The following is a 26,184-nucleotide window of genomic DNA, read 5'->3' as shown; positions in this document are numbered from 1 at the left end:
GGGCGGCGGGGGGGCTAACCGGCGCGCAGGGCGAGGAAGAGGTCGACGCGGTCGGCCATGGACGACAGGTCCCTGCCGGTCAGCTCCTCGACCCGCCTGATCCTGTAGCGCACCGTGTTGACGTGGACGTGCAGGCGCTCGGCGCAGGCGTTCCACGAACCGGTGCAGTCGAGGAACGCGCCGAGCGTACGCACCAGATCGGCGCCGTGCCGCCGGTCGTAGTCGAACAGCGGCCCGAGCAGCCGCTCGGCGAAGGACGACCGCACCTCGCCCGGTGCGGTCGCCAGCAGCAGCGCGTGCGTGTAGATCTCGTCGCCGGTGACGACTCCCCCGCCGCGCGCCTCGGCCAGCCGCCGGGCGTGGCCCGCCTCCTCCACCCCGCCCCGGATCGCCTGCGGCCCGGTCAGCGCCCCGCTCACTCCCATCGACACCGTGAGCGCCGGCAGCCCGTCCGCGATCACCGCGGCCCGGTCGCGCAGCCGCTCCGCGAGGGCGTCGCGGTCGTCCCCGTACGCGTCGCCGCGCAGCGGGACCAGCGTCACCGACGCGTCGGCGCCGGCCACCGCCACCACCCGCCGGTCCAGCAGTTCCTCCACGATCCGGCCGCCCAGCAGGGCGGGGTCGGGGCCGTCGGTCGCCCCACGCCGGCTCGCCGCCGCGGCGACCACCGCGTACGGCTCCGCCGGGTCGACGCCGCAGGTCCGCAGCCGCGCCGACAGCTCCGTCGGCTCCCCTCCGGCGCAGGCCAGGGCGATCAGCTGTTCGGCCAGCCGCCGCTCCACCCGCCGGCCCGCCTCCGCACGGGTGCGCTCCAGGGCGACGCACGCCGCCAGCTCGAAGCCGATCTCCGCGTCGACCTCCCCCCGGCACACGAGGGCCCAGCCGGCGGCCCGGTGCGCGCGGTCCACGGCGAACAGCGTGAACGCACCGCCACGGTCCACCACCACGGGCAGGCGTACGGCGGCGAGGTAGTCGCGGGCCAGCCGTACGGCCTGGTCTTCGGGCAGGGCGCCCGCGACGACCGAGCCGCAGGCGGACACCACGGCGGCCGTGACGCCGAGCTCGGTCTCCACGAGGGCGAACAGCTCCCCCAGCCCTGCTCCCTCGGCCACGGCCGCGACGATCCTGCGGTGCCGCCCGAGAGCGCCGCGCAGGTCACCCGCCTGCACGGCGGCGACGCGCCGGCCCACGAAGTCGGTGACGGCGCCGAACGACACCTCGACGGGCACCTCCAGCAGCGGCAGGCCGTGTTCCCTGCAGGCCGCCACCAGGTCGTCGGGCACCATCCCGAGCCGAGCGTCGCCCGCGCCGATCGCGGCCACCCCCGCCTCGGCCAGGGCGGCCACGAACCGCGCGGAGTCGCCGGGAGACCGCCGCCACATGAGGCCGGTCAGCACCAGCTCGCCGCCCGACAGGTAGCGCCGGGGGTCGGGCAGATCGGTGATGAGCACCCCGCTGATCTCACGGTCCGGCGTCTCGTCTCCGGTCAGCAGGACGAGCCGCAGCTCCGGAGCGGAGAGCAGATCACGCAGCAGCACGACCGACAGCCTATTTGGAGGTATGTACAAGCATCGACCCCGCCCGCCATGCCGTTTCCCATGACCACGCCGATAGGCCCGGCCCGGCCGGGTTGCTGTACTACGAGGGTGACGCGGCCATTGACGACGGACACAGAGCGGCCCTCCGGGATGCCTTCGGGGATCGGCGAGAGCGTGCCGCGCCCGGACGGCAACCTGAAGGTGAGCGGTGAGTTCGCCTACTCCTCGGACCTGTGGCTGGAAGGCATGCTCTGGGGCGCCACCCTGCGCAGCCCGCACCCGTCGGCGTGGATCCGTTCGATGGACGTCGGCCCCGCCCTCGCGATGCCCGGCGTGTTCGCCGTGCTGACCCACGAGGACGTTCCCGGCGAGAGGTTCTACGGGCTGGAGCACCGGGACCAGCCGGTGCTGGCGATCGACCAGGTCCGCTACCAGGGCGAGCCCGTGGCGATCGTGGCCGCCGACCATCCGGAGACCGCGCGCCGGGCCGCCGCCGCGATCGTCGTGGACTACGAGGTGCGGCCGGCCGTCACCGACCCCCGCCGGGCCGCCTTCGACCTGTCCTGCCCGGCCGTCCACCCCGGGGGCAACCTCGTACGGCACCAGCCGGTCAGGGTGGGGAGCACCTTCGCGGCCGAGGTGGTCGTCACCGGCGAGTACGAGGTCGGCATGCAGGACCAGGCGTTCCTCGGGCCGGAGTCGGGCCTGGCCGTGCCCGCCGAGGACGGCGGGGTGGACCTGTTCGTCGCCACGCAGTGGCTGCACGTCGACCAGGGACAGGTGGCGCCGTGTCTCGGCCTGCCGCCGGAGAAGGTGCGCCTGACGCTCGCCGGGGTCGGCGGCGCGTTCGGCGCGAGAGAGGACCTGTCGATGCAGGTTCACGCCTCGATGCTGGCGCTGCGGACCGGCCGCCCCGTCAAGATGGTGTACGGCCGCGAGGAGTCGTTCTTCGGCCACGTCCACCGGCATCCCGCCCGGATGCGGTACGAGCACGGCGCGACGGCCGACGGGCGGCTCGTCTACGTGCGGGCCGAGATCCTGCTCGACGGCGGGGCCTACTGCTCGTCCACGCTCGCCGTGGTCGGCAACGCCGCCTCCCTCGGCGTCGGGCCGTACGAGGTGGACAACGTCTGGATCGACGCGTACGGCGTCTACACCAACAACCCGCCCTGCGGCGCGATGCGCGGGTTCGGGGCGGTGCAGGCCTGTTACGCGTACGAGTCGCAGATGGACCGCCTCGCGGCGGCCTGCGGGCTGTCACCGGTGGAGATCCGGGTCCGCAACGCGGTGTCGCAGGGGTCGCGACTGGCCACCGGGCAGCTGATCGACAGCCCCGCGCCGCTCGCGGAGATGCTCACCGAACTGGCCGCGATGCCGCTACCCACGGACCCGGCAGGCGCCGGGATGGACGGCGCCGGGCCCGACCTGCGCCTGCTGCCCGGCGGCGTCGCCCAGGCGACGCGCGGCGAGGGCGTGCGGCGGGGCGTGGGCTACGGCGTCGGCATCAAGAACATCTGCTTCTCCGAGGGCTTCGACGACTACTCGACGGCGCGGGTGCGGATCGAGGCCGCCGGCGACGAGCCCCACGTGCTCGTGCGCACCGCCGCCGCCGAGGTGGGCCAGGGCCTCGTCACCGTGCAGGCCCAGATCGCCCGTACGGAACTGGGCGTCGAACGGGTCACCGTCGCCCCGGCGGACACCGGGGTCGGCTCGGCCGGGTCGTCCTCGGCCTCCCGGCAGTCGTACGTCACGGGCGGGGCCGTCCGGGCCGCCTGCGTGGCGGTGCGGGAACGTCTCGGCGCGCTGCGCGCCGCGCATCCGGAGCTGTCGCTCGTGGAGGTGCTGGAGCGGTGCGGGCCGGTGGAGGAGACCCGGGAGTTCCGTCACCGGCCGACCTTCCCGATGGACCCGGTCACCGGCCAGGGGAACTCCCACACCCAGCTCGCGCTGTGCGTGCACCGCGCGGTGGTCGACGTGGACGTGGACCTCGGCCTGGTCAGGGTGGTCGAGCTCGCCGCCGTGCAGGACGTGGGGAAGATCCTCAACCCGCTCGCCCTCGAAGGGCAGATCCACGGCGGCTCGGCGCAGGGCCTGGGGCTCGCCCTGATGGAGGAGATCCAGGTCAGGGAGGGCCGGGTGCTCAACCCCTCGTTCACCGACTACCTGATCCCCACCATCCTCGACATGCCGCCGATGCGGCTGTCGATCCTGGAGAACCCCGACCCGCACGCGCCGTACGGGCTGCGCGGGGCGGGCGAGCCGCCCACGCTGTCGTCGACCCCGGCCGTGGCCGCCGCCGTCAGGGCCGCGACCGGGCTGGATCTCCCCCGCGTGCCGATCCGGCCCGAGGACATCGCCCTCGTGCCGGCTTCCCGGCCCTGAACCGAAGGACCGGGCTTCCACGCTGTGGGTGTTCCGGTGAGCCGCCGAAGAGCCGCGGCCGCCAGCCCGTCCGTGCGGGCGGGCGGGCGGGCGGGATCGTCCGGTGCGGGCTCAGCCGGCTCCCGAGCGGGCCGGCCGACGGGGTCAGTCGGCGATGTAGCCGATGGACGTCACCTCGTAGCCGCGGGCCTTCGAACCGCCGACCCGCATGAACATGGCGCCGCCCTCGTAGGAGTAGGCGCAGCTGTAGCCCTTCGCATCGCGGTTGCAGCCCTGGAACATGTAGGCCACGCCCCTGGGGTCGTACCTGTGGAAGAAGAGCTTGGTGACGGCCTTGTTCGTGGCGGCCTCCAGACCCCGGTAGCGGTCGCCCGCGCGCCACGCCTGGAACAGGCGGGTGGCGGCGGCGGACGGCGTGACGAGGTGGCGGGACTCGTACACCTTCACGACCTTGGAGCCCGAGACGACCATCAGGATGCCGTCGAGCCCGCCCGGGACGTTCACACTGGTGTGGACGAACCGGCAGTCACGCCCTCCGGTGCAGCCCGCGAACCGGTTCGGGGCCCGGAAGGGGTAGGCGAAGATCGTGGAGACCGCGCCGGCGGTGGCGACCCGGGAGGCCGCGTGGCGGTCCCGGCGCAGCCAGGCGTCGAACAGTTTCCTGGCGACCGTCGCGGGCGCGGGCTTCACGCGCGCGGACGCCGCCTGTGCGGCGGTTGGAGCCGAGGCCTGCGCGGCGGAGTACGCGGACTGCGCAGAGGATGCGGAGTGCGCGGACTGCGCAGAAGATGCGGAGTGCGCGAGGGCAGGAGCGGCGGGGAGAAGCAACGCGGCGGCCGCGGCCGAACCGGCCACGCCTCGCAACCATGGTGCTGACACGCCCCGCACATTATCGGCCCCTGCTTGCACCCCGATTGCCCACCGCTTGCACGTCCACCGGTCGGCCCCGCCGGCCGCACATCGGCGCCGCGCCCATGCGCGGACGCGGGCCGACGGCGGGCACGGGCCGTCGGTCGACGCGGGCCGTCGGCGGGCACGGGCCGACGGTAGACGCGGGCCGACGGCGGGCACGGGCCATCGGTAGACGCGGGCCGACGGTGGGCACGGGCCGACGGTGGGCACGGGCCGACGGTGGGCACGGGCCGTCGGCGGACGCGGCGTCTGCCGTCATGCCGCACGCCGCCGCACCGCTCCGCCGCCCAGCGACGGTGAAGGGTCAGACCATGTCGTCGGGGTCGCAGGCGACGCCGTCGTGGTCGACGTCGACGTACCAGGCGTACTCGGGGTGGCGGCCCTTCGTGTACGGCCCAGCGCCGTGGGCCTTCGCCTCCTTGCACGAGGCGTACCGGCCGCCGTTCCCTCCGGCCGCGCCGCCGGAGGTGAGCGTGGCCTGTGTGGCGCCGGGCTGGGCGGCGCCGGGCTGGGCGGCGCCGGTCCCGGAGCCGGAGCCGGAGCCGGAGCTGATCGTGCCCTGCCCGCCGTTCTGCTGAGAGACGCCGGGCGGGGTCGAGCCGGGCTGGGGGGCGTTCTGGTTCGTGCCGGACTGGTCGAGGCCCGGCTGCGTGCCACCAGGCTGAGTCCCGCCCTGCTGGGTGCCGTCCGGCTGCGTGCCACCAGGCTGGGTCCCGCCCTGCTGGGTGCCGTCCGGCTGGGTTCCACCCGGTTGAGTGCCGCCCTGCTGCGTCCCGTCCGGCTGACCGGCGCCGGGAGAGGGATTCGGCTGCTGGCCCGCGGGGGCCGATCCTCCGGTCAGCAGGCCGATGATCGCGTCCGCCTGCGCCTTGTCGAAGCCCGCGATGCCGAGGCTGTCCTGCGTGATCTCCTGGGCGACGCGGGGCGCCGCGACGACCTTCTCCCCCACCACGACCGCGAGCTGCTGCTTGACGGTGTCCCGGGTGAGCTGGGCGATCTCCTCGCGGCTCGGCGGCGACAGCACGAGCCGGACCGTATAGGTGCCGTCGTTGTCGGGCACCTCCTCGATCTTCTGCACGGTCTTGACCGTGACCCCCGGGTCGAGCAGGTAGCAGGTGGTCCCCTTGTCGTCCGGAATCGCGTCGGTCCCCTCGCAGGGCGCGGGCCGCACCCCGGTGACCGGGGCGAAGTGCACGGGAGTGCCCAGCGTGTGGACGGGCGTCTGCTTGAGCGGCGGCGCGTCCGGATTGCGGGTCATCAGCACGGCGACCGCCCCGAGGACTCCGGACATCACGACCACCGTCACGAGCGCCACCACGAGGGCGATCGTCGTCCCCCTCGCCGCGCGGGGCTCCGAGGGCCCCTCCGGCGCCGCCGGGTCGGCGGGCGCGTCGAGGGGCACGTCACCCGGAACCTCCTCGACCACCTCGACCACGACGTCGGACGGCACGGGAGGAAGGTCGGCGAGCACCTCGACCGGAACACCGGGAGGAACGTCGGCCGGAACGCCGACTGGAACGTCGACGGGAACGCCGGGAGGAACGTCCGCGAACGCGCCGGAAGACAGGTCGCCCGGCCCGCCGGCGCCGGGAAGCCCGGGCGCGCCGAGTCCCGCGGGTGCGTCCGCGACGCCGGGGTCGCCGCCGGGCAGGCCCGCGACCCCGTACGGGTCGTCGGCCGCGCCGGGACCGTACACGCCACTGCCCGCACCGGGTACGGCGCCGATCACCTCGGTCTGCCCGAAGCCGTCCGGCGGGATCTCCCGCGGGCCGTACGGGTCGCTTACCGCACCCGCTCCGTCTCCGGGCACGCCGTATGTGGCGGCATGGCTACCACCGGGCGGCCCGTACGGGGCGCCTGCCGCACTCGCTCCGTCTCCGGGCACGCCGTATGTCGCGGCGTGGCTGCCGCCGGGCCGGTCGTACGTCTCGGCGGGCACACCGCCGGCGTCGTCCGGGCCGGCCGGACCCCACAACGGTGCCGTCTCAGTCCCCGGGGTCGGTCCGCCGGGCCGCGGACCGGGTTCCTCGTCTCCCGGCACGGGCACGTTCTGCATCCCCACCTCGATCCCTGACATCGCTCGCAGAGCCTACCGACCTATGCCAACGGTAGGTAACCGGGTGACCCTACGCGGTTCAGCACCGTCCAACCTTGACCATTTGTCATGAATGCCCGACAAAATGGTGCTCGTTGTCCGCTGCCAGGGCAAACACGGGGAGCGGACAGTGGACTACATGAAGGTGGGAGTGCCCCGAGAGATCAAGACCCATGAGTACCGCGTCGCGCTCACCCCCGCCGGGGTCAACGAGTTCGTCCGCAAGGGCCACCAGGTCGTCGTGGAGCAGGACGCCGGAAGGGGGTCGGCGATCCCCGACGAGGACTTCGCCTCCGCGGGGGCGGTGGTCCTCGACTCCGCCGACGAGGTGTGGGCGGAGGGCGACCTGATCCTGAAGGTCAAGGAACCCGAACCGGAGGAGTACCCCCGGATGCGCGAGGGCCAGGTGCTGTTCACCTATCTCCACCTGGCCGCCTCGGAGCCGTGCACCCGGGCCATGCTGGAGTCCGGCGTCACGGGCATCGCCTACGAGACCGTGCAACTGCCCGACCGCACACTGCCGCTGCTCGCGCCCATGTCGGAGGTCGCCGGACGGCTGGCCCCCCAGGTGGGCGCCTACCACCTCATGCGGCAGGGCGGCGGGCGGGGGGTGCTGATGAGCGGCGTCCCCGGCACCTATCCGGCCAAGGTCGTGGTGATCGGCGCGGGCGTGTCCGGCATGAACGCCGCCGCCGTCGCGGTCGGCATGCGGGCCCAGGTGCTGCTGCTCGACCGCGACGTGGACCGGTTGCGCCAGGCCGACCTGGTCTTCCGGGGGAACTGCCAGACCATCGCGTCCAACGCGTACGAGGTCGAGCGGGCGGTGGTGGACGCCGACCTGGTGGTCGGCGCGGTGCTCGTGCCGGGCGCCAAGGCGCCGACCCTGGTGAGCAACGATCTCGTGGCCCGGATGAAGCCGGGGTCGGTGCTCGTCGACATCTCGGTCGACCAGGGCGGCTGTTTCGAGGACTCCCGGCCGACCACGCACGCCGACCCGGTCTACCGGGTGCACGGGTCGGTGTTCTACTGCGTGGCCAACATGCCCGGGGCGGTGCCGCACACCTCGACGTACGCGCTGACCAACGTGACGCTTCCGTACGCGCTGTCGATCGCCGACCTGGGCTGGCGCGGGGCGCTGACCGCCGACCCCGCGCTCGCCCTCGGCCTGAGCACCCATCAGGGCCACCTCACGAGCCGCCCGGTGGCCGAGGCCCACGGGCTCGAGGCCGTGCCCGTGGACCGCGTGCTGGTTCCCTGAGCCCTTCCGGTCAGGAGGCCGGGGACGCGCTCGGCATCGGCTCCTGGCTGGTCTCCGCCTGCGGCGGCGGGAGCGGCTGGTCGGAGGTGGTGCCGATGCCGCCCGTGCAGGACGCGCCGTACTCGGGGGTGTAGGTCGGGTTCTGCTTGTACTTCTTCACGAACTCCGGCAGGCGGGGGTCCTCCGCGCCGTCGAGGGTGATCTGGTGGTCCCAGGACGAGGCGACGACCTTGGCCGGCAGGTTCGGGTACGGGCTCAGCAGCATGTAGTCGGCCGAGGCGATGGTCTTCAGCTTGTCGACCTCCGCCTTCGGCAGGTCGGGGCGGTAGGTGATCCACACCGCGCCGTGCTCCAGCGAATGGACGCCGTGCTCGTTGTGGATGGGCTTGTCGTAGATGCCGCAGTTCTGCCAGTAGTAGTTGTGCTGGCCGCCGACGGGTGGGTTCTCCTTGTAGTCCACCTTCGTCCAGGAGTGGTCGGAGCCCTTGTAATTGAAGGACTTGACCGCGCCGAGCGACTTGCCCGAACGGTCCTTCACCACCCAGACGGCGACAAGAGCGACCAGGACCACGATGACGAGGCCACCTATGCCCCACATGAGAAGCGCGGCGCGCCGCTCCTTGCGCTTCTGGTCGGCGCGCATGCGGGCGAGGTGCTCACGCCTCGCCTGCGCTTTCTCCTTGGTCATCGCTCCTCCAAGCACTGATCACTGACGCCCCCGCTGGGTATGGAGAATAGTGGTTATACCTACCACTTCGGGTAGATCTTGTTTGGCGGCGGTACCCTGTGGGCGATGAGCACTGACCTCGACGCCGCGGTGGAGACCGCCTCCCCGCCCCGGCGCTCCTTCCCCCTGCTCGGGCTGATCGCCGTACTGCTCGCGGCGGCGGTGCTCGTGCTGTTCTTCACCAGGTCGGGAACGCCCTCGGACTCCTCCCCCGAGGCGGGGTTCGCGCGGGACATGGGGGTCCATCACGCCCAGGCGGTCGAGATGTCCTTCGTCCTCCGCGACAAGACCTCCGACCAGGCGCTGCGCGGCCTGGCGTACGACATCATCACGACGCAGAGCACGCAGCGTGGAATTTTCATGGGCTGGCTGCAGCAGTGGGGGCTGGACCAGAGCGCGAGCCGCCCCCCGATGGCCTGGATGTCCGGGCACGGTCACGGCGGCGGGGCCGCCACCGCGACGGCGCCCGGTGGGACCATGCCCGGCATGGCCACCCCCGCCGAGATGGACAAGCTGAAGGCGGCCGCCGGCAGGGACGCCGAGATCCTCTTCCTCCAGCTCATGATCCGGCATCACCAGGGCGGGGTGGAGATGGCCGAGGGCCTGCTCCGGCTGTCGTCCCGGGACGAGGTGCGGGCCTTCGCCCAGCACATCGTGGACAGCCAGAACGCCGAGATCCGCACGATGAAGGAGTTCCTGGCCGCCCGCGGCGCCCAGCCCCTGCCCGCGCCGTGACCCTCTCCGGCCGGCCCACCGTCGGCTGTGGGTGACGGCGGGCCGGGCCGTCAGCCCCTCTCGGCGTGGATCGCGGTGAAGGCCAGCAGGGGGCCGGCGGTCCTCACAGGGTCCTCGAGCATGGGCGAGTGCCCGAGGCCGGGCAGCAACTCGACCTTCGCGCCTGGAACCGTCCGGTAGTCGGCGGCGGACGAGGATCGCCATCTGCGGTCGTCCTCGCCGAAGATCACCAAAAGCGGCTTGCCGAGGGCCGTCAGCCGCTCCGGAAGCGCCTGTTCCTCCAGGTAGGCGCGGGTGCCCGCCATCGTCGCGGTGAGCGTGTGGTGGGTCATCATGCGCACCTCGTCCAGAAGCTCCTGTGGGATCCGATAGCCCGCGCGGCTGAAACCGGTGCTGGCGAACCGGCAGATCCGCTCGTCGGCAGGCGGCCACTGCGACGGTGTGATCGGAGCGGACTCGGCTGCGATGAAGGCGGCCATGCCGGGTCCGGTGTTGACGAGCGCGAGCGCGATCACCAGGTCGGGTCGTCGCTCGGCGAGAGCGGTGGCGACCGCGCCGCCGCTGGAATGACCGACCACGATCGCGCGCTCGACGCCGAGCCGGTCCAGTGCCACGCCGGCCCGGCGTCCCTGGTCCGGGGTCGCGTAGCTCGGGCCGGCCGGTTTGGCCGACCGCCCGTGCCCGAGCAGGTCGATCCGGATGACGCGATGCGATCCGGTCAGCAGCGGAACCAGGGAGTCCCACGAGCGGGCCGAGGAGGCGGACCCGTGGATCAGCAGGAGTGCCGGGGCGTCGCGGGGGCCGTCCTGGCACACGTGGATGTCGCCGTCGTCCAGGGACAGCGTCGAACTTTCGGTGGTCTCGGCTTCCGCATGCCGATCACCCTCGGAAACAGTCATGCGCCCACTGTCGCCGCCGGTGCGCGCGGGCGTCTTGAACGAATGTTCCCCTCGGTCGTTCCCTCCGGTCGTTCCCTCCGGTCGTTCCCTCCGGTCGTTCCCTTCGGTCGTTCCGCGTGGCGCTCGCATAGCCTGGCGGCCGTGTCGACTTTCGTGCACGGGGAGGCGGTGTGGGACGTCGCCTCCCCGCGGGGGCCCGGCCGGGTGGCCGGTGTCACCATGGCCGGGTTCCGCGTCGGCGACCTGGACGCGCTCCGGATGGTCCCGCACCCGGCCGTGACGCTGCTGCTGGAGTTCGGCGCCGGTTCGCCCGTCGTGGACTACGCCGCCGGGCGGCGGCAGCGCGGAAGCCTCGTCGCGGGGCCCGGGCTCGGGTCCGGAGGCGCGGCCTGGGCACGGGGCGAGAACGTCGAGTGCGTGCAGGTACGCCTGTCCCCGGTCACCGCGCGCGCGATTCTGGGCGTCTCCCCCGCCGACCTCGACGGCGCCGTGGTGGCCCTCGACGACCTGTGGGGCCGGGAGGCGTCGCGGATCCGTGAGCGGCTGGCCGGCGTCTCCTCCTGGGAGGATCGCTTCGCGTTGACCGGCGCGCTGCTCGCCCGCCGGCATGAGGCGGGGCCGCCGGTGGACCCTGAGGTGGCCTGGGCCTGGCGCCGGATCGCCGGAGGTCGCGGCCTGGTCCGGGTCGACCGGCTGGCCGCCGAGCTCGGATGGAGCCGTAAACGCCTGTGGTCCCGATTCCACTCGCAGATCGGCCTGCCGCCCAAGCGCGCCGCGAAGCTGGTCCGCTTCGATCACGCCGCCCACCGCCTGGTCGCGGGCGGCAGCGCGGCCCGGGTCGCGGTGGAGGCCGGCTACGCCGACCAGTCCCATCTGCATCGAGACGTCATGGAGTTCGTCGGGGTGACCCCGGCGAACGTGGCAGGCGAGCCGTTTCTGGCGGTCGACGACATCGCATGGCCCAGCCGGGAGACTCCCGCCAGACCGGATCTCCCGTCGGCCGGCAGTGCGGGGCCCTGATCCCGGGGGGACGCACTCCCCTAGGCGCGCAGTTCCTCGGTGAGCGCGGCGGCGAAGGCGTCCACGTCGGCCTCGGTGGTGTCGAAGGCGCACATCCACCGCACCTCGATCATCCCGCCGCCGATCTGCTCGTCCCAGTTGTAGAACCGGAACCGCTTGCGCAGCCGGTCGGCCACGTCCGCGGGCAGGATCGCGAAGACCCCGTTGGCCTCGATCGGACGCGGCACGGTCACGCCGGGCAGGTCCCGTACGGCCGCGGCGAGCCGCCGGGCCATCGCGTTGGCCCGCCGCGCGTTGCGCAGCCACAGGTCGCCCGCGAGCAGCGCCTCGAACTGCACCGACACGAAGCGCATCTTGGAGGCGAGCTGCATGCTCGTCTTCCGCAGGTACGGCAGGCCCCGGGCCGCCGAGGGGTTGAGCACGACGACGGCCTCGCCCAGCATCAGCCCGATCTTGGTGCCGCCGAACGACAGCACGTCGACGCCGGCGTCCGTGGTCAGGGCGCGCAGCGGCACGTCCAGGGCGGCCGCGGCGTTGGTGAGCCGCGAGCCGTCGAGGTGGACGACCAGGCCGAGCTCGTGGGCGTGGTCGCACAGGGCCCTGATCTCGGCCGGGGTGTAGACGGTGCCCACCTCGGTCGCGTTGGAGATCGTCACGGCCCGGGGCTGTGACCGGTGCACGTCGCCGAAGCCCCACGCCTGCCGGTCGAGAAGATCGGGGGTCAGCTTGCCGTCCGGGGTGGGCACGGTCAGCAGCTTGAACCCGCCGACGACCTCCGGGGCGCCGCCCTCGTCGCTGTTGACATGGGCGGTCTCCGGGCAGATCACCGCCTCCCAGTGCGCGCACATCGACCGCAGCGACACCACGTTGGCCGCCGTGCCGTTGAAGACCGGGAACGCCTCGGCCTGCTCGCCGAAGTGGCGGCGGAAGACCCCCTGCAGCGCCTCGGTGTAGACGTCGTCGCCGTAGGAGACCTGGTGCCCCTCGTTGGCGAGGGCGATCGCCTCCAGGATCTCCGGGTGCACTCCCGCGTAGTTGTCGCTCGCGAAGGTGCGCCTCGCCGGGTCGTGCCGCCGCACGGCATCGGTTGTCACGAAATCTCTCCCCACAACAGTTCAGCGAAGGCGGAACAGCGGCAGCCCGGATCAGGCGGCCGGATCGGGCGTGAGGTCGACGCGCCGGCCGTTGACCTCCGCCGCATCCTCGTCCCACAGGCCCGCGACCGCCGCCGCCAGGTCCTTCACGTCGGTGAAGGTACGGTACGGCTTCTCCGGGTTCGCCGCCCTCATCTCGTCGTGTACCAGCGCGGTGACGACGAGGATCACGGCCGCGGCGGAGGTGCCGGTGAACGCGTCGGCGAGCGACAGCGTCCACGCCTCGGCGGCGGCCTTGGCGGCGGCGTAGGCCGCGCCGCCCTTCGTGGGCTTCCCCGCCGCCCGCGCCGACACGATCACGAAGCGGCCGTCCCCGCTCGCCCGCAGCAGCGGCTCGAACTCCAGCGAGACGTTCTGCAGGGTCCTGATCAGGAGGTCGTGCAGCAGGTCCCAGTCGTCGAGCGAGGTCTCGGCGAAGCTCTTCGACCCGCGCCAGCCGCCGACCAGGTGGACGACGCCGTCCACCCGGCCGTGCTCGGCCCGCACCCGCTCGGCCAGGCCGCGTACGGCCTCCCGGTCGAGCAGGTCGACGGCCAGGGCTCCGTCGGCCCCGGTCTTGTCCACGGAGACGACGGTGTCGCCCCGGGCGGTGAGCCGCCCGACGACGGCGCGTCCGGCCGGGCCGCCCGCCCCGGTGACCACGATCACCCTGCTCATCGCACGTGCCTCCCGATCTCGTCCACGCTGTCCACGTTGTCCGCGCTCACGCCCGGATGCCCCGGGTCGACTCCACCACGTCGGTGAGCTTACGGCGCAGCGCCTCGTAGAACATGCTCAGGGGGAACTCGTCGGGCAGCACGGCGTCGACCGCGGCCTTCTGCTCGGCGGGCAGCGCCTCGGCGCCCCGCTGCCACACCGAGGCCGGGTCGGGCTCGACGTACGCGGCCACGAGCCGGTGCGCGGCCAGCCAGTGGGCGCGCTTGGACCGGTCGATGCCGTCCCGGTAGAGCTTCTCCACCTCGGCGCGCAGGTCGGCGACGCCGTCCGCGACCCTCGACCAGTCGATCGAGAGCCGGTTGTCCGTCCACCGGACGACCCCCTGCCGGTGCAGGTAGGCGAACAGCAGCTGGCCGCCGAGCCCGTCGTAGTTGCGCACCCGCTCCCCGGTGATCGGGAACCGGAACAGCCGGTCGAACAGGATGGCGTACTGCACGTACCGCGCGTGCGGCACGCCCGCGGCCTCCAGCTTCACGGCCTCGCCGTACGCCGTGAGGTCGCAGCGCAGCTCCTCCAGGCTGTAGAGCCAGTACGGCATGCGCTGCTTGATCATGAACGGGTCGAACGGCAGGTCGCCGTGGCTGTGCGTGCGGTCGTGGACGAGGTCCCAGAGCACGAACGTGTCCTGGGCGAGGTCCTGGGAGGCCAGCAGCCGGGCGGCGTCCGGCGGCAGCTCCAGCTTGAGCGTGGCGGCGGCCGCCTCGCTGACCCGGCGGAACCGGGCCGCCTCGCGGTCGCAGAAGATGCCGCCCCAGGTGAAGCGCGGCGGCGTCTGCCGCACGGCGACGGTCTCGGGGAACAGCACGGCCGAGTTGGTGTCGTAGCCGGAGGTGAAGCCCTCGAACGCGATCGGCACGAACATCGGGTTGTCGTAGCCGTTCCGCTCCAGCGCGGCCAGCCACTCCGGCCAGACGACCCGGATCCAGACCGCCTCGACGTTCCGGTTGGGGTTGCCGTTCTGGGTGTACATCGGGAAGACGACCAGGTGCTCCAGGCCGTCGGTCCGCTGGGTGTCGGGGTGGAAGGCGTTCAGCGAGTCGAGGAAGTCGGGCACGCCCAGCCCCGCCGCCACCCACGCCCGGAAGTCCTTCATGACGGCGTCGAGATACTCGCCGTCGTGCGGGAAGTGCGGCGCGAGCCGCGCGACGCCGTCGACGATCTCGCTGATGCACGCCACGGCCTCGTCGTGGTCGCCGGTGACCGAGCCGTCCTTGGCCTGCAGCGGGCGCAGCCGCTCGACGGCGGCCGCGAGCGCGGCGAACCCGGCCGCGACCTCCTCGTGCCGCGCGCCGCGCGCCGCCGCGCCGGACGCCTCCGGCACCCGGGCGGCCCAGGTCACGAGGTTGCCCCACAGCTTCTCGTGGTCGTAGTCGCGGATCGAGTCGTCGCCGAACAGGTCGGAGTCGGCCAGCACGACCACCCGGCCCCTGCCGTGCCGTACGGCGACGGCGAGCGGGGCTCCCGCGGGGTCGGCGGACGCGGAGGCGGCGAACAGCACGCTCCCCCCGGCGGGGACGCCGAGCGTCCCGGCGCGGTAGAAGCAGGCCCGGCGTACCTCGGCGAGCAGGTCCTGGGCCACGCCGCCGGGCTCGCTCACGGCCTGCGCGGAGGGCACGCCGAGGACCCAGGTGGCCACGGTGTTGTGGCAGTTGCCGGGGTCCTGCACGGTCGCGTGCTCTACCGTGACCCCGAAGCGGGCGAGCAGGGCGGCGAGGTTGCTGCCGTACTTGTCCTGCTCGTGCTCGGCCAGCACGATCAGCCCGCCGCCGCCCGCGACGTACGCCTCGACGGCGTCGATCTCCCCGTCGGTGAAGACCGGGCTGCCGGCGCCGGTCGTGCGTTCCCATCGGGCGTCGGAGGGATGCGCCAGCACGAAGACGTCGCACCCGTCCAGTACGGCCGGGGTGACGGGGCCCTCGGTGTGCGCGCGGACCGTGTGGCCGAGCCGCCGCAGCGTCCCGGCGGCCTCCGCGTAGCTGTTGTCGTCGGGGTGGGCGGGATTGATGGCCTCGGCGACCTCCCGCCGGATGGTCCAGGCCTCGCTGTGCGCCTCGTCGAACAGGACCGACGGGAATGCCTTCATGTAAAATCTCCCGTTGTGTGAGCCGTCTTCCGGAAAATATACACATACCTACCCTGGTGGCGATAAGTAGCCCCAGCGGATGAGGAGGCATCATCCGGACGGCGGACGAGTCCCCCGCGTTCCGTCACCTACCGTCCCGGCTGTAGGAAGACGGACCCGAAGGGGAATGATCGATGTTCAAACTGTCCGACTCGGTGGCCTTCCGGCGAAGCGTCACCGGAGTCCTGCTGTTCGTCGCGCCGCTGCTGCAGTTCGTCGCGCTCCTGGTCGACCCCGGCACGTGGGGCGACGACCGCGAGATGGTCAGCTACGGCGACAACCCGGCCCTGGCCCAGCTGGAGTCGGCGCTCTACCACTGGAGCTGGCTGCTCGTCCCGATCGCGGCCTTCGGCCTGCTGCACCTCGTGCGCAGGAAGTCCGTCGTCCTCGGGCACGTCGCCGGCGGCATGACGGTCATCGGGTACATGAGCGTCTCGGCGCTGCTCCTCATGGACCCCGTGGAGTGGTGGTTCGGGCAGCACTACCCGGTCGAGCAGGGCCAGAAGATGTTCGACCAGGTGTTCGAGCTTCCCGGCGTCATCTTCGGCTTCACGCTGCCGTGGATCTACTTCGGCATGGTCGGGCTGCCGCTGCTCCTGCTGGCCGTCTCGCGCACCGGGTTCGTCCACTGGTGGGTACCGGCCGTGGTCGCCGTGGGCTACCTCGGCGCGGTGGCGGTGCCCTACGGCCCGCTGACGATCCCGTTCTGGGTCGCCCCCGTCATCGCGATGGGCTACCTCGGCCTCAAGGTGCTCAAGATGACCAACGCCCAGTGGCGGTCGTACTACCCGAGCGCCGACCCCGGCGTCACCACGCCCGACTCGTACGCGAACACGACCGCCTGAGCGCGGTCGCGCAGGTTCAGCTTCATGAGCACGCGGGCGACATGGGTCTTGACCGTGGCCTCGCCGACGAAGAGCTCCTTGGCGATCTCGGCGTTGGTGAGGCCGCGGGCGAGCATCCGCAGCACCTCCAGCTCACGCGGGGTGAGCTCGGCGAGCTGCGGGGGCCGCACCGGCTCGTGCCGGCCCGCGAACGAGGCGATCACCCGCGTCGTGACGGCGGGGTCGAGCAGGCCGTCTCCCCCGGCGACGACCCGGATCGCCTCCACGAGCTGCTCGGGCGGCGACACCTTCAGCAGGAAGCCGCTGGTGCCCGCCCGCAGCGCGGCGTACAGGTTCTCGTCGGTGTCGAAGGTGGTCAGCATGATGACCTTGGGCGGATGGGGCGCGTCGAGCACCCGCCTGGCCGCGGCGAGCCCGTCCATGCGCGGCATGGAGATGTCCATCAGCACGATGTCCGGCCGCACCCGGCTCGCCAGGGCGACGGCCTCGGCGCCGTCGGCGGCCTCGCCCACGATCTCCATGCCGGGCTCGCTCTCGACCACCATGCGCAGCCCCGCCCGGATCATGGCCTGGTCGTCCGCGAGGACGATGCGGATCGTCAACTCGCCGCCTCGCTCATCGGCGCCGCCTGCGCGATCGGCAGCGTCGCGTGGACGCGGAAGCCGCCCTCGGGCCGCGGCCCCGCCTCCAGGCGTCCGCCGAACAGCTCGGCCCGCTCCCGCATGCCGATGAGCCCGTTGCCCGTGGACAGCGCCGTCGCGGCCCGCCCGCCGTTGTCGGCGATCTCCAGCTCCAGCCGGTCGGGACGGTAGGCGACGACGATGCGGGCGTCGGCCTCCCCGGCGTACTTGACCGCGTTGGTGAGCGCCTCCTGGACGATGCGGTACGCCGACAGGTCGAGACCGGGCGCGAGCCGTACGGGGTCGCCCTCGGTCTCCAGCGTGACGCGCAGGCCGGAGGACGCGACGGTCGCGATGAGGTTGGGCACCATGTCGAGCCCCGGCTGGGGCAGCGCCTCGTCCTGCGGCATCCGCAGCGCGCCGAGCATGATCCGCAGCTCCTCCACCGCGTCGCGGCCCGCCTGCTCGATGCCGGAGAGGATCGTCGCCTCGGGGCCGGGGCCGTCCTCCCGCGCCACGGCCATCCTGCGCCGCAGCGCCCCGGCCTGCATGACCATCATGCTCACGCTGTGGGCCACCACGTCGTGCAGCTCCCGCGCGATGCGGTTGCGTTCGGCGGCGACGGCCTCGGCGGCCCGGCGCTCCCGATCCATCTCCAGCCGCGCCGCCCGCTCGGCCATCCGGTGCGCGCGCAGGAGATAGCCGCGCAGGGCCAGGCCCGTGGCGTACGCCGAGCCGAACATCACGGTGAGGAAGATGACCTCGTCGAACGGCAGGAACCGATGGTCGACGGCCCCCGAGTCGAAGATCAGGATGCCCGCCAGCCCCCAGGGGCCGCCGTGCCGCACCGGCAGATGCGCGCCGATCGTGTGGAAGACGATGAGCAGCGCGGCGAGCTGCCAGACCGGGCACTGCTCGTAGCCCTGCCGGTGCCACATGTACTGCGCGAGGATCATCAGGATGAAGACCGTCACCGGCGACCGGCGGCGGTACCAGACCAGCACGCCGGTGACCACCGCCTGCCCGACCCACCACAGCTCGGGGGTCTCGGCCGCGCCGTAGCTCTCGGCGACCGTGAACGCCTCAAGGGTGCCCAGTGCCATGATGGCCAGACCGATCAACAGGTCGACACGGGGGACCGAGCGGAGGGGGGAAACGCGCATGACGCGCAGCGTAACTCTTATCCGGCATAACGCGCATCAGTCGAATCTGCCCCGCAATCGCCCTGCAAGCGGTTGTCAAGTGACTGCCTGATCATTGGCCTGTATCAAGTGGATGTCGGTCACGGTGCTCACCTTGTCGAGCACCGTCCGCACTGAGACGCTTTAAACCGATCCGAGAAGGCCGAGGAGACGCAGAATGCCCCGCCTGCACTCCCTTGTCGCGGGGCTGGGCGCGTTCGCCGTGCTCGCGGCGCCCATGCTCCACCCACACCCGAGCGGTTCCACCGACCGCGTCACCCCGGGTGCCGTACGCGTCGAGTCGTCCTCCACCGTGTCCATCACGCTGCTGGACGACCGCGGCGTCATCAAGCAGATCGCCCGGAAGTACGACGTGGACCTCGACGGAGGCAGCGGCTTCACCGTCACCCCCGACGGGGTGATCGTCACCGCCACCCAGGTCGTGCAGTCCGCCCAGGACCCCCGGGTGTACGCCGCCAACCGGGTGTTCGCCGAATACTTCAAGGTGAAGGTGCCGGCGGACTTCAAGCGGCACACGCTCGACGACGCCGACCTCGACCGGCGGCTCCAGGGGTGCTACCCCCCGCAGAAGAGCGACTCGACCTGCATCGCGACGGTCACCACCAATGTCACCGTCTACCCCTACCTCGACCCGCCGACCGGAGGACTGCCCGCGCAGATCCTGACGACCGGGACCTCCCCGGCGGCCCCGGCCGTGCTCAAGGTCACCAAGGGCGGCGAGAAGCAGTCGCTGCCCACGGCGCCGCTGGGCACCGCGATCGCCGGCACCATCGCGTCGCTCGACGTGATGACGCTGACCGGCAGGCCGTCGGCCAAGCTGCCGCCCAAGCTCGACACCGCGCACCTCGACCCGCCGGGCAGCCGGACCTTCAAGGACGACGAGCGCGAGAAGCTCGCCGGGCTCCTCGCCGAGGGCGCGCCCGGCGCGGCCCTCATCGACGACGGCAGGAGCGAGGTCGTGGGGCTGCTCGCCGGAGGCGGCGACGTCCCGCTGACCATCACGCCCGCCGACGAGATCCGCACCGCGCTCGTCGGCGTCGGGATCACTCCCCGCCGCGGCCCGGTCGACGTGGTCTTCGAGAACGCGCTCGCCTCCTACCACAACAAGCTCTACTCGAACGCGGCGCCGGTGCTGGAGCAGGTGCTCAAGCTCCGGCCCGACCACGCCGTCGCGGCCGACCACCTGCGGGTCGCGAAGGCCAAGGCGGGCACGGCGGAGGACTCGGGCGCCAAGCCGTCGGTTCAGCCCGTGCAGGCCGAGCAGCGCAAGTCCTCGGTGTCGCCGCTGGTCTGGGCCGCGGGCGGCGTCGTGGTCCTGGTCCTGCTCGTCGCGGGCGTCGTGCTGCTGCGCCGCAGGAACGCCGCGGGCCGCGCCGCTCCCGAGGCCCAGGACCTCGCCCACGCCAACGGCGCCCACCTTGACGCCCATCACGACGCCTATCCCGTCAGCCATCCCGGCGCGCACCAGCACGGCGACAGGCCGGCGGGCGGGACCGGGGACGCCGGGCCCTCGTGGCCGCCGTACGCGGTCACCCGGGTCTTCGGAGCCGAGGCCGCCCGGTCGCCCGAGGTCATGCAGCCGCCGCCCACGAGCGGACCGGCCGCCCATACGCCGGTGGACCCGTCCCCGGCCGGCGGGCACTCCCACCCCCCGGACCCGTCGCATCCGCAGGGGCGGTCGTACCCGCCGGACCTCTCGCCGCCACGGGGGCAGGCACAGCTGAAGTTCTGCACGCAGTGCGGCATGCGACTGGGCCAGGGACACCGTTTCTGCGGCTTCTGCGGGAACCCGGTCGATCAGTGATCCGAAGAACGTTCAGGGGGGAATCCGAATGACGGAGGGGCCGGTGATGCCTCCGCTCATCGGGCGGCGACTCGGCGACTACACGATCGAGGCGATCGTCGGTCGCGGGGGGATGGCCACGGTCTACCGGGCGCGCGACCAGCGGCTCGGTCGGGCCGTGGCGCTGAAGGTTCTCGCGCCGCAGCTCGCCCAGGACGACCGCTTCCGCGACCGGTTCGTACGGGAGTCGCGGCTGGTGGCGAGCATCGACCACCCCAACATCATCCCCGTGTACGAGGCCGGCGAGCGCGACGAGCTGCTGTTCATCGCGATGCGGTACGTCGAGGGCAGCGACATGCGCAAGCTGGTGCAGTCGGAGGGGCCGCTGCCGGTCGGGCGGGCCAATCCGCTGTTCGCGCAGATCGCCTCCGCGCTGGACGCCGCGCACGCCAACGGCCTGGTGCACCGGGACGTGAAGCCGGCCAACATCCTGGTCACCCGGTCCGAGCACGTCTACCTCACCGACTTCGGGCTGACCAAGAGCTCGTCGGCGGAGGCCGGGCTGACCAGCCACGGCCACTTCATGGGCACCCCGCGCTACGTCGCCCCCGAGCAGATCCGCGGCCTGCCGGTCGACGGGCGCAGCGACCTGTACGCCTTCGCCTGCGTCGTCTACGAGGCGCTCGCCGGGCAGCCGCCGTTCCAGCGGGACACCGAGCTCGCCCTGCTCTACGCCCACGTCTCGCACGACCCGCCGCCGCTCACGCCGTACCGGCCGGACCTGCCGCACGCGGTGAACGCCGTGCTGACGCGGGCGCTCGCCAAGGCGCCCGAGGACCGGTACGAGACCTGCCTGGCCTTCGTGTCGGCCCTGCGCGACGCGATCAGCGGCGGGGCGGGCGGCCCGGCCGAAGCGGGCTCCTCCCACCCACCGGTCTCCTATCCCGGCGGCTCCCATCCCGCCCAATCTCGTCCAGCGCAGTCCCATCCAGCGCAGTCCCATCCAGCACAGTCCCATCCAGCACAGTCCCATCAGGCGGGGTCCTATCCCCCGGCGTCGTCCTCCGTCCCGCCGTCGTCGGTGCCACCCTCCTCGGTGCCGCCGGTCTCCCGGCCCTCGGCCGGGCAGCCGGGCTCGTATCCCGGCGCCCAGCACGGCTCGTATCCCGGCTCGTATCCGGGCACGCACCCCGGCGCCCAGCACGGCTCGTACCCCGACACGCACCCCGGCTCGTACTCCGGCGGCCCCGCCGGATCGCACCCCGGTTCTCACCCCGGCTCGCATCAGGGGTCGTATCCTCCGGGCTCGCACTCCGCGGGCTCCCATCAGGGCTCGCATCACGGGTCGTATCCGCCGGGGTCGTCCCACACCCAGGCCACGGTCGCGGCGGGGGCGGCGCCGGCCCGGCGCAGGCTCCCGCTCGGACCGCTGATCGGCGGCCTGGCGGTCCTGACGGCCATCGCCGTCGCCGCCACGCTGCTGCTCACCCGGGGCGGGGACACCGCCGCGACGTGGAACACCTACCCGGGCAGCACCGCCGCGCCGTTCACCATGGCCTACCCCTCGACCTGGGGCGAGGCCAGGACCAACGCCGACCAGTGGATGATCGCCTCCCCCGCCGTCGACGAGTTCGACGCGTTGTTCGCGGTGCCGGGCAACACCGACTGGTCGAAGGTGGACCCGATCATCACCGGTCAGCCGGATCGCGCCAGAGGGGTGTTCGCCCAGGTCAGCAATACCCTGAGCCTCTCCGACTCACCGATGGAGCTCCAGGACAGCCTGCAGACGGCCTTCCCCGGCACGGTCGCCTACACCGGCGTCCCGTCCCCCACGACGGTCGGGGCCAAGCCGGCGTTCCTCGTCGAGGGCGTGCTCAGCGACCCCCAGCAGGGCGGCCGGCTCGACTTCTACGCCTACCTCGTGCGGCAGGGCGACTCCGGCCAGGCGGTCCTGATCACGTTCTTCTGCCCATCCGGCAAGTGCGACCGCGGCCTGATCGACCACATGGTGAACACCGTGACCTTCAAATGACGGCGACCATCACGTGACGGCGGCCTTCACGCCGTAGCACGGTCCCCCCAGTCACGCGCGCCGTCGAGGACGGCCCGGTGGACCGCCCGGGCGATCCGCGCGCCCCAGACGGAGCGTGGGCCGCCGAACGGCTCCGCCGGGTCCTCCCGCCGTACGGCCACGCAGACGGCGTCCGACGCGGTGCCGGTGCAGGGGAAGCCCGCCTCCAGCAGCGCCTGGGTCTTGGCCTCGGTCACCGTCATGACGGCGTTGACCAGCGCCGCGTCGGAGAACGCCACGGGCACCGCCACCAGGATGTTGACCGTCCCCGGGCGCGGCACGCACGCCCCCGCGCCGCCCGCGCCGAGGGCCTCCCGCGCGGCCTCCGGCCCGCGCTCCGGAGCGTCCCCGCCTGCCGCCGCCTCCCGTGCGGGGCCCCGATCGGGCTCCGGGACCGTGGGCAGGCCGGGGTCGGGCACGCCCTCGGGTGACGCCGCCCAGGTGGGCACGCCCAGGCCGACCGTGGCGACGGCCTCCGCTCCCCCGTCGGCGGCCACGCGGAACCGCTCGACCAGCGCCGCCGTCATCATGCCCACTCCGGGGCCCTCCGGGCCGAGCGAGGCCATGTGCTCCACCGGGTCCATCCGCGCGTAGCCGCTCGCGACCTGCGCGTTCAGCACCCACTCCCGGGGGCCGATCCCGCCGCCCAGCATCGCCGAGGAGATCATCCGCCAGCCCGGCCCGAACCGCCACACCAGCGTGCCGAGGCGCGCGCCGTCCTCGGCACGGTGCGTCAGCAAGGGCCGCGGCAGGCCGGTCACCCCTCCTCCACCGCGGAGATCGGTGCAGGCAGCGGCGGGCGTACCAGGTGGACGACCGGCCGCCCGTCGGCGCCGGGCTCCACCCGGACGCGGGCGCCGAAGTGCTCGGTCAGCAGCGGCTCGGCCAGCACCCGCCCGGGCGGGCCCGCCGCGACCGCGCGGCCCTCCGCGAGCAGCACCAGCGCGTCGGCGTACTGCCCCGCGAGGCTGAGGTCGTGCAGCGTCGTCACGACGGTCAGGCGGTCTGCCAGGCGCAGCCGGTCGACGAGTTCGAGCACCTGCTGCTGGTGTCCCAGGTCGAGGGCGGTGGTCGGCTCGTCCAGCAGCAGCACCGGCGCCTGCTGCACCAGCGCGCGGGCGAGCACCACCCGCTGCCGCTCGCCGCCCGACAGGTGCCCGAGCGGCCGGGCCGCGAAGCCGTCCAGGTCGAGCCGGTCCAGCACCGACCGCGTCACCTCGCGGTCCCGGGCGCTCTCGCTGCCGAGATAGGAGATGTACGGCGTGCGGCCGAGCAACGCGTAGTCGTACACGGTCATGTCGGGCGGCAGTGCCGGGGTCTGCGGGGCGTAGGCGACCAGCCGGGCCCGCCGGCGCGGGCGCAGGCCCTCCACGGCCGCGCCGTTCACCAGCACCTCGCCCTGGCGCGGGATCAGCCCGGCGACGGCCCGCAGGAGCGTCGACTTGCCCGCGCCGTTGGGGCCGATGACCGCCAGCCACTGACCCGGCGCGGCCGACAGGGTGACGTCCGCGAGCACCTGCCGCCCGCCCAGCGTGACGCCCAGGCCGCGGGTCTCCACCGCCGGGGCGCCGGGGCGGGCGGTGTCGCCGCTCACGTCTCCACCCGCCGGGTCATCCGCAGGACGGCGACGAAGAAGGGCGCCCCGACGAACGCGGTGACCACCCCGATGGGCAGTTCGGCCGGGGCGAGCACCGTACGCGCGACGGTGTCGGCCAGCACGAGGAACGCCGCCCCGCCGAGGAACGACAGCGGCAGCACGACGCGGTAGGACCACCCGGCGAGCCGCCGCACGACATGCGGCACCACGATCCCGACGAAGGCGATCAGCCCGCTGACGGCCACCGCGGACGCGGTGGCGAGCGAGGCGGCCAGCAGCACGGCGAACCGCACGCGCGTCGCGTGCAGGCCAAGGCTGACCGCCTCCTCGTCGCCGACCGACAGCACGTCGAGCAGCCGCCCGTGCAGCAGCATGACCACCGTCGACACCACGGCGTACGGCGCGATCATGCGGAGCTGCTCCCACCCGCCGCCGACGTCGCCGAGGATCCAGGAGTAGATGCGCTGCAGCTCGTCGACCTTGAGCTGCTGCACGAAGGTCTGGATGGCGGTGAGGAACGAGGTGACCGCGACCCCGGCGAGCACGAGCGTCGCGGTGCCCCCGGCCCGGCCCGCCGTGCGGCCCAGCGCGTACGCGAGGGCGACCCCGCCGACGGCCCCCGCGAAGGCGGCGACCGGCACGGCCGCCACCCCCGCGTCGCCGCCCAGGAACACCACGACGAGCGTCACCGTGAGACCGGCCCCGGCCGCCGCGCCGAGCAGGTACGGGTCGGCCAGCGGGTTGCGGAAGACGCCCTGGTAGCCCGCCCCCGCCAGGGCGAGCAGGCCGCCCACGACGGCGGCCAGCAGCACCCGGGGCACCCTGAGCTGGAAGACGATCCCCTCCTCGTTCGGCTGGAGGCCGGAGTGCAGGGACACCAGCGGCAGCCGGTCGAGCAGGGCCAGCGCGATGGCGCGGGGCGAGATGACCGCCGCGCCGACCGCCAGCCCGGCGATCAGGCTCACCAGCAGCACGACGGACACGACGAGGAGCGCCCGGCGCGGACGGCCCGGCGCCGTCACCCCGCCACCCGGCCCCGCCGCCGGACCGCTCTCATCGGAGCACCTCTTTCACCACACCTCTTTCACCACGGCAGCGGTCTCACCGCCACCGGGGGCGTGCGCGTCGCCACCGGCTCAGCCCGCCGCCTTCTGGACGGCGTCGCTGACGACCTGGGCGAGGTCGGCGACGCGCGGCCCCCAGCGGGAGGCGACGTCGTCGTCGAGCTCCACCACGCGGCCCTGCTTCACGGCGGCCAGGCCGGACCAGCCCGGCCGCTTGGCCAGCGCGGCGGCGTTCTGACCACAGCACTTGGTGTCGCCGAGGAAGATCAGGTCGGGGTCGGCCTTGGCCACGAACTCCGCCGACAGCTTGGGGTAGCCGCCCGCCGCGTCGGGCGCCTCGTCGGCGATGTTCTTCAGCCCGAACAGGGCGTAGACCTGCCCGATGAACGTGCTCGACGTGGCGGCGTACGGCGTGGTGTCCAGCTCGTGGTAGTAGGTCAGGCTCTTGCCCTTGGGCGCCGCCGCGGCGAGCGCGTCGATCTTCTGCTTGACACCGTCGGCCACCTCCTCGGCCTTGTCCACGTTGCCGGTGGCCGCGCCGAGGTCCCTGATCTGGTCGTAGGTGTCCTCCAGCTTGGTCGCGGCGGGCTCCAGCAGCACCGGCACGCCCACCTTCCCCAGGCCGGCGACCACGCCCTTCAGGTCGTTGGCGAGCACGACGAGGTCGGGCTTGGCGGCGGCGATCGCCTCGAGATTGGGCTTGAAGCCCGACAGCGACGTCTTCGGCGCCTCGGGCGGGTAGGTCGACTGGTCGTCCACCGCGCTCACCTGGCCGCCCGCGCCGATCGCGAACAGGATCTCGGTGGCCGTCGGGGACAGCGACACGATGTGCTCGGGCCGCTTGTCGATGGTCACCGCGCCGTTGCCCGCCTGGATGGTGACGGGGAAGGCGGCGGTGTTCGAACCGGCGGTGTTCGAAGCGGCGGCGTTCGAGGGGGCAGACGGTGGCGGGGACGCGGACGTGGCGGCGCCGTCGCTCTGGCCGCAGCCGGCCAGTCCGAGCACACCCAGCACCACACCCGCGACGACCGTACGCAGGGGCCTCACGAGGGTCCTCCAAGGGGGGGAAGCCGGGAAATCGAGAGACCCGCGGGATATGACGGATCACCCTTTTCCACGAGGGTTGATGGCGTCGGCGCACAACGCAGGCGACCTGGCTTGTCCCCGGGGAGGGGAACCACAGTTGCGGGACAGCGCCGGGTTCACACCGGACTTCGCTGCGCTGCGCGCGTCGGACGCAACGGTACCAACTCCCCCGCCGCGCCCTCATCCTCCCCCTGTCGCCGAGGCCCGGCCGCCGCCTGTGGGCCGGGATGGTAGGGCAGGCCCCACCCCGGAGGCGGGGGCTCACCCAAGATCGGGAGTAGTGGCTCCGTCGCTGCGCCGGACGGCGCCCGGGCGGGAGCCTGGAGCGGCCGGGAAACCCCGGCGGAAGCTCCCGCA

General features: G+C 73.1%; 21 protein-coding genes and 1 riboswitch. Of the genes, 7 read left to right on the top strand and 14 right to left on the bottom strand.

The features are described 5' to 3' along the window. Positions 1-14: 14 nt before the first annotated feature. A complete protein-coding gene (locus tag Mam01_RS00810) occupies positions 15-1,538 on the bottom strand; it encodes a PucR family transcriptional regulator (RefSeq protein WP_204283368.1) in 1,524 nt (507 codons plus the stop codon). Positions 1,539-1,688: 150 nt separating this feature from the next. Here Mam01_RS00810 and Mam01_RS00805 point away from each other — a divergent pair, with 150 nt between their 5' ends. Continuing rightward, entirely contained in the window at positions 1,689-3,920 is a 2,232-nt protein-coding gene (locus Mam01_RS00805) for a xanthine dehydrogenase family protein molybdopterin-binding subunit (RefSeq protein ID WP_204283471.1), read from the top strand. Positions 3,921-4,064: 144 nt separating this feature from the next. Here Mam01_RS00805 and Mam01_RS00800 read toward each other — a convergent pair whose 3' ends face one another. Together Mam01_RS00800 and Mam01_RS00795 are read right to left on the bottom strand one after the other, a co-directional pair. Beyond that, positions 4,065-4,610 carry a hypothetical protein gene (locus Mam01_RS00800; RefSeq protein WP_204283367.1) on the bottom strand — a complete coding sequence of 182 codons (546 nt, stop codon included), beginning with the start codon at positions 4,608-4,610 and terminating at the stop codon, positions 4,065-4,067. A 526-nt stretch (positions 4,611-5,136) separates the two neighbouring features. Beyond that, positions 5,137-6,909, bottom strand: a complete 1,773-nt coding sequence (locus tag Mam01_RS00795; protein ID WP_204283366.1) for an excalibur calcium-binding domain-containing protein — start codon at positions 6,907-6,909, stop codon at positions 5,137-5,139. 157 nt (positions 6,910-7,066) lie between these two features. Between Mam01_RS00795 and ald the strand changes: the two genes are divergently transcribed. After that, complete coding sequence (gene ald, locus Mam01_RS00790; protein ID WP_204283470.1) at positions 7,067-8,185, top strand: alanine dehydrogenase; 1,119 nt, start codon at positions 7,067-7,069, stop codon at positions 8,183-8,185. Positions 8,186-8,195: 10 nt separating this feature from the next. Here ald and Mam01_RS00785 read toward each other — a convergent pair whose 3' ends face one another. Further along, positions 8,196-8,873 carry a thioredoxin-like domain-containing protein gene (locus tag Mam01_RS00785; RefSeq protein ID WP_204283365.1) on the bottom strand — a complete coding sequence of 226 codons (678 nt, stop codon included), beginning with the start codon at positions 8,871-8,873 and terminating at the stop codon, positions 8,196-8,198. Positions 8,874-8,978: 105 nt separating this feature from the next. Between Mam01_RS00785 and Mam01_RS00780 the strand changes: the two genes are divergently transcribed. Next, entirely contained in the window at positions 8,979-9,647 is a 669-nt protein-coding gene (locus tag Mam01_RS00780) for a DUF305 domain-containing protein (protein ID WP_204283363.1), read from the top strand. Between the two features lie 50 nt (positions 9,648-9,697). Here the strand turns inward: Mam01_RS00780 and Mam01_RS00775 are convergent, their stop codons facing one another. Continuing rightward, a complete protein-coding gene (locus tag Mam01_RS00775) occupies positions 9,698-10,546 on the bottom strand; it encodes an alpha/beta fold hydrolase (protein WP_204283361.1) in 849 nt (282 codons plus the stop codon). A 141-nt stretch (positions 10,547-10,687) separates the two neighbouring features. Here Mam01_RS00775 and Mam01_RS00770 point away from each other — a divergent pair, with 141 nt between their 5' ends. After that, positions 10,688-11,566, top strand: coding sequence for a helix-turn-helix domain-containing protein (locus Mam01_RS00770; RefSeq protein ID WP_239100919.1), 879 nt, complete (start codon positions 10,688-10,690; stop codon positions 11,564-11,566). 20 nt (positions 11,567-11,586) lie between these two features. Here the strand turns inward: Mam01_RS00770 and Mam01_RS00765 are convergent, their stop codons facing one another. From Mam01_RS00765 to Mam01_RS00755, 3 genes are read right to left on the bottom strand one after another with little or no spacing between them, the layout of a single operon-like run. Further along, entirely contained in the window at positions 11,587-12,660 is a 1,074-nt protein-coding gene (locus tag Mam01_RS00765; RefSeq protein WP_204283360.1) for a threonine aldolase family protein, read from the bottom strand. A gap of 51 nt (positions 12,661-12,711) precedes the next feature. Then, on the bottom strand, positions 12,712-13,377 hold the full coding sequence (locus tag Mam01_RS00760) for an SDR family NAD(P)-dependent oxidoreductase (protein WP_204283359.1): 666 nt from the start codon (positions 13,375-13,377) through the stop codon (positions 12,712-12,714). Between the two features lie 46 nt (positions 13,378-13,423). Next, positions 13,424-15,520, bottom strand: coding sequence for a DUF6421 family protein (locus Mam01_RS00755; RefSeq protein ID WP_204283358.1), 2,097 nt, complete (start codon positions 15,518-15,520; stop codon positions 13,424-13,426). Between the two features lie 173 nt (positions 15,521-15,693). Here Mam01_RS00755 and Mam01_RS00750 point away from each other — a divergent pair, with 173 nt between their 5' ends. Beyond that, positions 15,694-16,404 carry a hypothetical protein gene (locus Mam01_RS00750; RefSeq protein WP_204283357.1) on the top strand — a complete coding sequence of 237 codons (711 nt, stop codon included), beginning with the start codon at positions 15,694-15,696 and terminating at the stop codon, positions 16,402-16,404. Here the strand turns inward: Mam01_RS00750 and Mam01_RS00745 are convergent. Next, positions 16,344-17,006: a response regulator gene (locus Mam01_RS00745; protein WP_204283356.1), complete on the bottom strand. Its 663-nt coding sequence runs from the start codon at positions 17,004-17,006 to the stop codon at positions 16,344-16,346. The genes Mam01_RS00750 and Mam01_RS00745 overlap by 61 nt on opposite strands. After that, complete coding sequence (locus tag Mam01_RS00740) at positions 17,003-18,187, bottom strand: sensor histidine kinase (RefSeq protein ID WP_204283355.1); 1,185 nt, start codon at positions 18,185-18,187, stop codon at positions 17,003-17,005. Before Mam01_RS00740 ends, Mam01_RS00745 begins: the two co-directional genes overlap by 4 nt. A 196-nt stretch (positions 18,188-18,383) precedes the next feature. On the opposite strand from Mam01_RS00740, the gene Mam01_RS00735 reads away from it, so the two are divergent. Then, positions 18,384-20,030, top strand: a complete 1,647-nt coding sequence (locus Mam01_RS00735) for a zinc ribbon domain-containing protein (RefSeq protein WP_204283354.1) — start codon at positions 18,384-18,386, stop codon at positions 20,028-20,030. A gap of 46 nt (positions 20,031-20,076) precedes the next feature. Further along, a complete protein-coding gene (locus tag Mam01_RS00730) occupies positions 20,077-22,041 on the top strand; it encodes a serine/threonine-protein kinase (RefSeq protein WP_204283353.1) in 1,965 nt (654 codons plus the stop codon). Positions 22,042-22,067: 26 nt separating this feature from the next. On the opposite strand, the gene Mam01_RS00725 is transcribed toward Mam01_RS00730, so the two are convergent. From Mam01_RS00725 to Mam01_RS00710, 4 genes are all read right to left on the bottom strand, one after another. Beyond that, entirely contained in the window at positions 22,068-22,841 is a 774-nt protein-coding gene (locus tag Mam01_RS00725) for an adenosylcobinamide amidohydrolase (protein WP_204283352.1), read from the bottom strand. Further along, entirely contained in the window at positions 22,838-23,674 is an 837-nt protein-coding gene (locus Mam01_RS00720; RefSeq protein ID WP_239100918.1) for an ABC transporter ATP-binding protein, read from the bottom strand. Before Mam01_RS00720 ends, Mam01_RS00725 begins: the two co-directional genes overlap by 4 nt. Beyond that, on the bottom strand, positions 23,671-24,699 hold the full coding sequence (locus tag Mam01_RS00715) for a FecCD family ABC transporter permease (RefSeq protein ID WP_204283350.1): 1,029 nt from the start codon (positions 24,697-24,699) through the stop codon (positions 23,671-23,673). Before Mam01_RS00715 ends, Mam01_RS00720 begins: the two co-directional genes overlap by 4 nt. Positions 24,700-24,813: 114 nt before the next feature. Then, positions 24,814-25,788 carry an ABC transporter substrate-binding protein gene (locus Mam01_RS00710; protein ID WP_204283349.1) on the bottom strand — a complete coding sequence of 325 codons (975 nt, stop codon included), beginning with the start codon at positions 25,786-25,788 and terminating at the stop codon, positions 24,814-24,816. Positions 25,789-25,840: 52 nt separating this feature from the next. Beyond that, a riboswitch (adenosylcobalamin (AdoCbl) riboswitch) is annotated at positions 25,841-25,984 on the bottom strand. Between the last annotated feature and the right edge of the window lie 200 nt (positions 25,985-26,184).

The sequence above is a fragment of the Microbispora amethystogenes genome (genome assembly GCF_016863015.1).
In the GTDB taxonomy this organism is placed as follows: Bacteria; Actinomycetota; Actinomycetes; order Streptosporangiales; family Streptosporangiaceae; genus Microbispora; species Microbispora amethystogenes.
Note: the sequence above shows the minus strand (reverse complement) of the source record. Positions and strands in the feature narration are given on the sequence as shown.

What these genes read in the sequence shown, in the direction of transcription:
- Mam01_RS00735 (WP_204283354.1), top strand. Translation starts at nt 18,384, where the DNA reads ATGCCCCGCCTGCACTCCCTTGTCGCGGGGCTGGGCGCGTTCGCCGTG.
- Mam01_RS00805 (WP_204283471.1), top strand. Translation starts at nt 1,689, where the DNA reads ATGCCTTCGGGGATCGGCGAGAGCGTGCCGCGCCCGGACGGCAACCTG.
- Mam01_RS00730 (WP_204283353.1), top strand. Translation starts at nt 20,077, where the DNA reads ATGCCTCCGCTCATCGGGCGGCGACTCGGCGACTACACGATCGAGGCG.
- Mam01_RS00780 (WP_204283363.1), top strand. Translation starts at nt 8,979, where the DNA reads ATGAGCACTGACCTCGACGCCGCGGTGGAGACCGCCTCCCCGCCCCGG.
- Mam01_RS00775 (WP_204283361.1), bottom strand. Translation starts at nt 10,546, where the DNA reads ATGACTGTTTCCGAGGGTGATCGGCATGCGGAAGCCGAGACCACCGAA.
- ald (WP_204283470.1), top strand. Translation starts at nt 7,067, where the DNA reads ATGAAGGTGGGAGTGCCCCGAGAGATCAAGACCCATGAGTACCGCGTC.
- Mam01_RS00750 (WP_204283357.1), top strand. Translation starts at nt 15,694, where the DNA reads ATGTTCAAACTGTCCGACTCGGTGGCCTTCCGGCGAAGCGTCACCGGA.
- Mam01_RS00755 (WP_204283358.1), bottom strand. Translation starts at nt 15,520, where the DNA reads ATGAAGGCATTCCCGTCGGTCCTGTTCGACGAGGCGCACAGCGAGGCC.
- Mam01_RS00785 (WP_204283365.1), bottom strand. Translation starts at nt 8,873, where the DNA reads ATGACCAAGGAGAAAGCGCAGGCGAGGCGTGAGCACCTCGCCCGCATG.
- Mam01_RS00795 (WP_204283366.1), bottom strand. Translation starts at nt 6,909, where the DNA reads ATGTCAGGGATCGAGGTGGGGATGCAGAACGTGCCCGTGCCGGGAGAC.
- Mam01_RS00740 (WP_204283355.1), bottom strand. Translation starts at nt 18,187, where the DNA reads ATGCGCGTTTCCCCCCTCCGCTCGGTCCCCCGTGTCGACCTGTTGATC.
- Mam01_RS00760 (WP_204283359.1), bottom strand. Translation starts at nt 13,377, where the DNA reads ATGAGCAGGGTGATCGTGGTCACCGGGGCGGGCGGCCCGGCCGGACGC.